Origin of the sequence: Pseudomonas sp. 57B-090624 (assembly GCF_003234055.1) — a bacterium.
GTDB lineage: Bacteria > Pseudomonadota > Gammaproteobacteria > Pseudomonadales > Pseudomonadaceae > Metapseudomonas > Metapseudomonas tohonis.
This window is the reverse complement of record NZ_QKRU01000143.1, coordinates 1-5919: the sequence shown is the minus strand read 5'-3', so window position 1 is coordinate 5919 and position 5919 is coordinate 1. Positions and strand designations below refer to the sequence as shown.

Below are 5919 nucleotides of genomic sequence, written 5' to 3'. Positions count from 1 at the left end.
GCGGTGGCGGCTTGACCGCGAGCTCCTCCACCACGGGGGGCGGCGGCTCGACGACCGGAGGCGGTGGCGGCTCGGGCGGCGGCGGTTCCACCACGGGCGGTGCCGGCGTGGTGAATTCGATGGTCATGGGCGGAATCTCGGGCGGTACCTCGGGCAGCGCCGGAGTGGGCTTGTTGCTTACCCAGTAGAGAACGCCGGCATGCAGCACCAGGGCGAAGGCGCCCAGCAACAGCGCTTCGCGACGACCGAGCACACGACCGTCGCGGCCCTTGAAGCGCGACGCGCCGAGGGCATGGCGCAGCGGCACGCCGAGGTCACGCACTTCGCCAGGGCTGCGCGCTTCACGCCACAGCAGGTCGCTCGCGCTGTCGGCTTTGAGGACATTGCCCATCGGCAAGACTCCCGGTTGGAAAAAATCCGGCCTGTGCACCGGAAAGTGATCGGATGGCAGCTGCGGAGCTGCATGAGGGCCATTCCAGAGCGGTCGGCCACGGAGAGATGATTGGTTTTTGGGCTTATCTCTTAAAGTAATTTTTAACGATTCATTAATTACTTTAAGGAATATAAGTTTCTAACTGATTGATAAATAAGGATTTATAAATCGTGATGCTTGGAAGGCATTGAAAATATGCTTGGAAGGCATTGAAAGCGGCGGGATCGAGGGGGTGTTGGCGGCCCCCGCTGGTGGACCGATAAAGCGGGGTCCACCCTAGGCCCGGGATACCTTGTGCCCGTACGGCGCAACGGTGCCGACCCTGTTCGCGAATGAATTCGCTCCACCAAAAGCTCGGCCAGTGCGTAGGGTGGACGTCGCTCTTCACGTCCACCAGCAGAGCTGCCGGCGGCCCCCATTGGTGGACCGATAAAGCGGGGTCCACCCTACGCTCGGGATACCGTGTGCCCTTACAACGCGCCGGTGCCGGCCCTGTTCGCGAATGAATTCGCTCCCACGGGGCGAAGGATCAGAAGGGGCGGCTGCCGCTCAGGCTGATGCGCTTCATGCGACGTTTTTCGGTGGCGGGGAAGCCGTTGCGGGCGTGGAGGACGGCCTGGTTGTCCCACCAGACGATATCGCCGGCGCGCCAGGCGTGGGCGTAGTGGAAGCGCGGGTTTTCCAGGTGCTCGCGCAGGCGGCCGATCAGGGCCTTGCCGTATTCCGGGTCGGCACCGGGAATCTCCACTTCGGTGTGCACGCCGAGGAACAGCAGGCGCTTGCCGCTTTCCGGGTGGGTGCGCACCAGCGGGTGCTCGGTGCCCTGGATGGCGGGGATATCCGGGGTGCGGTAGGTGACGAAGCCGCCGTTGTAGCCGCCACTCTTGAGGCGGATGAAGGGGTTGTAGGTGACCAGCCGCAGCGGGTCGATCTCGCGGCGGGTGGCCTCGTCCAGCGCGCTGTAGGCCAGGGCCAGGTTGGTGAAGCGGGTCTCGCCGCCCCTGGAGGGCACCTCCAGCGCGTAGAGGAAGGAGCCGGAGGACGGCGTCGGCGTCCAGTGGTGGTCGACGTGGGCGGGGATGGCGGTGTTGCCCAGCTCGCCATCCTCGGTGTTGGCCACCTTGACGATCTCCGGCGCCTTGCCGTCGACGCCGGAGGACAGCACCGGGATGTCCGCCGGCGGCTGGAACACCGCCCCGAAGTGAGTCGCGAAGGCCAGGTACTGGGCGTCGTCCAGGTGCTGGTCGCGGAACAGCAGGATGTGGTGCGCGCGCTGGGCCTGCTTGAGGGCCAACACCTGCTCGGGGGTGATGCGGGTGGCGTCGAAGCCGCTGACCACCGCGCCCAGGGGCGCGGCCAGGGGCGTGATGGCGAAGGGGGCGTCGTGGTGCAACGGTGCGGCGGGTTCTGCCTGGGTGTGGGTGGCCAGGGTCATGGTCGGTCTCCTGTCATGGGGTGGGTTGGCTCGGCGGGCCCGCGCCTCCGCGAAGGCCCGCCGCACGCCTCGCGTCAGCCCTTGCGGGTGGTGCGGCTGCGCTGGCCGTCGATGCCCACCGGCACGTCGCCGGCCAGGGTCACGCGGCGGACGATGCGCGGCTGGGTGTCGTAGTCGTCGACGGCGTAGTGCTGGGTGGAGCGGTTGTCCCAGATGGCCACGTCACCAGGCTGCCAGCGCCAGCGCACGGTGTTCTCCAGGCGCGTCACGTAGCCCTGGAGGACGGCGAAGATGTGCGCCGAGTCGGACTGCGAGAGCCCCTTGATGCGTTTGACGAAGTGCCCCAGCAGCAGGCTGCGCTCGCCGCTGACGGGGTGCACGCGCACCACCGGGTGCTCGGTCTCGTAGACGGTGGAGGTGAACACCTTGCGGTACTCCTCCAGTTTTTCCACCGGGGCGTTGGGGCGCACGCCGGCGTAGTCGTATTCGTTGCTGTGGATGGCCCAGAGCTTGTCGGCCAGCTCGCGCAGTTCGCCCGGCAGGTCGTTGTAGGCGGTGGCGGTGTTGGCCCAGACGGTGTCGCCGCCAGCGGCCGGGGCCACCACGTTGCGCAGGATGGAGGCCTTGGGGTAGGCGTCGACGAAGGTCACGTCGGTGTGCCAGGAGTTGGCCCGCTGGCCTTCGGCACCGTCGAGCTGGAGCAGGTAGCGGGTGCCTTCGCGCACCGGCACGGTGGGGTGGGCGACGGGGTCGCCGAGCAACTGGGCGAAGGCTTCCTGGGCCTGGTCGTCGAGGTGCGTCTGCCCACGGAAGAAGATCACCTTGTGCCGCACCAGGGCGGCCTGGATGGCCTCGACCGTGGCGGCGTCCAGGTCACCGGAAAGGGTCACGCCACGGATCTCGGCGCCGATGCGCCCGGCGATGGGGTGGATGTCCAGCTGGAGCTCGGTCTGCTGGGTGGCCAGTGCTGCGTTGCTCATGGTGCGGTCCTCGCGTTGGGTGGGTGCTGCTGGGGGTCAGAAGTCGTAGCGCAGGGAAACGCCGGCGGTGCGCGGGGCACCCACCGAGGCGGTGTAGGCGCCGTTCAGGTAGGCGAAGGCGCTGAGGTAGTAGTCGGTGTCGGTGGCGTTGCGGACCCAGATGGAGGCGTCCACCTGGCCGTCGCCCAGGTCGCGGCGCACGCCGGCCGAGAGGTTGACCAAGCCGTAGCCGTCGATCTTGGAAAGGTCGGAGTTGTCCAGGGTGCCTTCGGCTTCGGAGCGGTACGAATAGCTGGCGATGAGGTAGGGCTCGATGCGGTTCTCCAGCTGCCATTTGTATTCACCGCTGAGGTTGGCGATCCATTTCGAGGCGCCGACCACGCGCTCGCCGGTGAGGTCACAGGTGGCCGGTGCGCCGGGGGCGGTGCTCACCTCGCCGGGGCACGGGGCGTCCTTGAAGCTGAGGTAGGTGACGTCGTTGTAGGAGCCGTTGACGTTCAGGGTGAGGCCGCGCACGGGCAGTGCGGTGGCTTCGAACTCCAGGCCGCGCGAGCGCACGCTGCCGGCGTTGGCCAGCACCTGCACGACGTTGGTGGAGCCCGGCGCCTGGTACAGGGTGGTGGCCTGGTAGCCGTGGATGCCGGTCCAGAACAGGTTGGCGTTGAGCAGCAGGCGGCGGTCCAGCAGCGTGCTCTTGAAGCCCAGCTCGGCGTCGTTGGCGCGCTCGGGCCCGACCAGCAGCGAGTCGGCTCCGGCCACCGGGGCCGAGCCCACCGCCAGGTTCACCCCGCCGGACTTCTCGCCATGGGCCAGGGAGGCGTAGCCCAGCAGGTCCTCGTCGAACCGGTAGGCCAGGCTCAGCAGGAAGGACGGCGCCGCGTTGTGCAGGCTGAGGTCCCCCGAGTCATAGGCCCCCAGTTGCGCCGCGCGGATGGCGGCGGCCTGGCCGGTCACCGCCGCACCCCCGACCGGTGCGAAGCGCTCGACCTTGGCGTCCTTCTCCTCGTAGGTGCCGCGCAGGCCGGCGGTGAAATCGAGGCGGTCGGTGAGGTGCCAGGTGCCCTGGGCGAACAGCGCGTAGCTGTCGGTCTCGATCTTGCCGTTGGCTTTGGTGCTGACGTTGTTCAGCGCGTTGAGGTTGGCGCCGAGCAGGAACAGGTCGGCTTGGGAGCCGTAGTCGGTGAAGGTCTTGTTGCCCAGGTTCTGGTTGAACACGTAGGCGCCGACCACGTAGTCGAAGGCGCCGCCGGTGGGCGATGCCAGGCGGATCTCCTGGGAGAACTGGCGGTCGTGCACCTCCACCCCGGTGTCGAGCAGCGCCGGCACGTTGAGGCTCTCGTCGTTGGCCGGGGTGAAGTGCCAGTAGCGATAGGCGCTGATGGAGGTGAGGGTGTAGCCGCCGGCAAGGTTCCAGTTGGCCTCCACCGAGCTGCCGCCCTGGTGCACGCTGACGTTCTGGCGGCCGTCGATGTTGACCTTCCTGTCGTCCGGGTCGCGCAGCGGGGACGCTCCCGCCAGGGCCGCGCGCTGCCAGTAACGCGCCGGCGCGCCGTAGACCACCATGGTGCCGGTGCTGGAATCCTCCTCGTTGTAGTCGTTGATCCAGCGCAGGCTGAAATCCTCGTTGGGCTCGAAGAGGAACTGCCCGCGCACGCCCTGGCGCTCGCCACCGTTGAGGTCGTTGCCGTCGTGGATGTTCTTGATGAAGCCGTCGTCACGGGTGCGGTAGGCCGACAGGCGCGCGGCGAGGGTTTCGGTGAGGGCGCCGTTGACCGTGCCCTTGGCCTGGAAGTAGCCGTCCTGGCCGCCGGAAACCTCCACCGTGCGCTCGGGGCTGAAGGTGGGTGCGCGGGTGCTGATGTTGAGCACGCCGGCGGTGGTGTTCTTGCCGAACAGCGTGCCCTGGGGGCCACGCAGCAGTTCCAGCTGCTCGATGTCCAGCAGGTCGAACACCGCCATGCCCGGGCGACCCAGGTAGACGTTGTCGAGGTAGACCCCGGCGCTGCCTTCGAGGCCGTCGCTCGCCGGGTTGTTGCCGATGCCGCGCACCGCGACGCTGGACTGGCGGGCGTGGATGAAGGCGACGTTGACGCTGGGCAGCACCTGCTGCAGGTCCTGCACCTTGTACACGCGCTGGGTTTCCAGGGTGGCGCCGCTGAGGGTGGTGATGGGCGTGGGCACGTCCTGCACGTCTTCCTCGCGGCGGCGGGCGGTGACGGTGACCTTCTGCAGGGCGACATCCTTGTCCGCTTGCTGCTCGGTGTTGCCCTCGGCGGCCCAGGCGCTCCCCGCGCCCAGGGCCAGCAGCAGGGTCAGCGCGTAGTCCACGGCGGCCAGGCGCTGCAGCGCGAGCGGCCGGACGAGGGACGAGGGGAAAGCGGTACGGCGGTGGCTCATGGGGCAATCCTTGTTCGGGGCCCGGCTTTTTCCGGGCAGAGCGGGCCCGCATCGCACGCAGGGCGACGGTCGGGGCAGCATGGGTTCGGGGGGAAGGCTCAGGCGGCGCGCAGGGCCACCGGCTCAGGGGTCGGCTGTCAGCGACAGCGGCGCATGAGCGGCGCGAGGAGCCGGGTCATGGCGGGGACGGGCAATCGGGCTGGCGTGGTCATCGGGTATCCCCCTTCGGGCTGGGCCATATACTTATTCCTTTTTAGTCTTATTTATCTAAACAAGCTTCGTTGACGGAATAAGAGCCTGCATTTAAAACCAGCACCCATATGGGGGCAAATGCCTTCGACCTATATTTTCGATGCCGGTAAAGCATATGGATCTGCGCCAACTCCGTTACTTCATCGCCCTGGTGGAACACCGCAGCTTCGTCCGTGCGGCCGATGCCATGGGCATCACCCAGCCGGCCTTCAGCCGCAGCATCCAGGGCCTGGAGCAGGCCTTCGGCTGCCAGTTGGTGGATCGCGGCAACAAGGACCTGCGCCCCACGCCGGAAGGCCAGGTGGTGCTGCAGCACGCCCTGCGCCTGGTGCAGGGGGCAAGCAACCTGGCGCGCGAGATCGACCAGATGACCAAGCTGGACGCTGGCGAGCTGCACTTCGGGTGCGGCCCGGCGCCGGCGG

General features: G+C 67.8%; 4 protein-coding genes and 1 pseudogene. 1 reads left to right on the top strand and 4 read right to left on the bottom strand.

Translation table 11 applies throughout. From position 1 onward, the window contains the following. From DMX10_RS31685 to DMX10_RS31670, 4 genes and pseudogenes are all read right to left on the bottom strand, one after another. A pseudogene (locus tag DMX10_RS31685) lies at positions 1-391 on the bottom strand (energy transducer TonB); the annotation flags it as partial. Between the two features lie 571 nt (positions 392-962). Next, the gene (locus DMX10_RS31680) at positions 963-1868 is read right to left on the bottom strand and encodes a TauD/TfdA family dioxygenase (protein ID WP_111264811.1); all 906 of its coding nucleotides are present in this window, start codon (positions 1866-1868) and stop codon (positions 963-965) included. A gap of 74 nt (positions 1869-1942) precedes the next feature. Further along, complete coding sequence (locus DMX10_RS31675) at positions 1943-2848, bottom strand: TauD/TfdA family dioxygenase (RefSeq protein WP_111264810.1); 906 nt, start codon at positions 2846-2848, stop codon at positions 1943-1945. A 36-nt stretch (positions 2849-2884) separates the two neighbouring features. Continuing rightward, complete coding sequence (locus DMX10_RS31670) at positions 2885-5245, bottom strand: TonB-dependent receptor (RefSeq protein WP_111264809.1); 2361 nt, start codon at positions 5243-5245, stop codon at positions 2885-2887. 367 nt (positions 5246-5612) lie between these two features. Between DMX10_RS31670 and DMX10_RS31665 the strand changes: the two genes are divergently transcribed. Next, positions 5613-5919, top strand: a 307-nt coding sequence (locus tag DMX10_RS31665) for a LysR family transcriptional regulator (RefSeq protein WP_146603111.1), incomplete at its 3' end; no start/stop codon positions are given.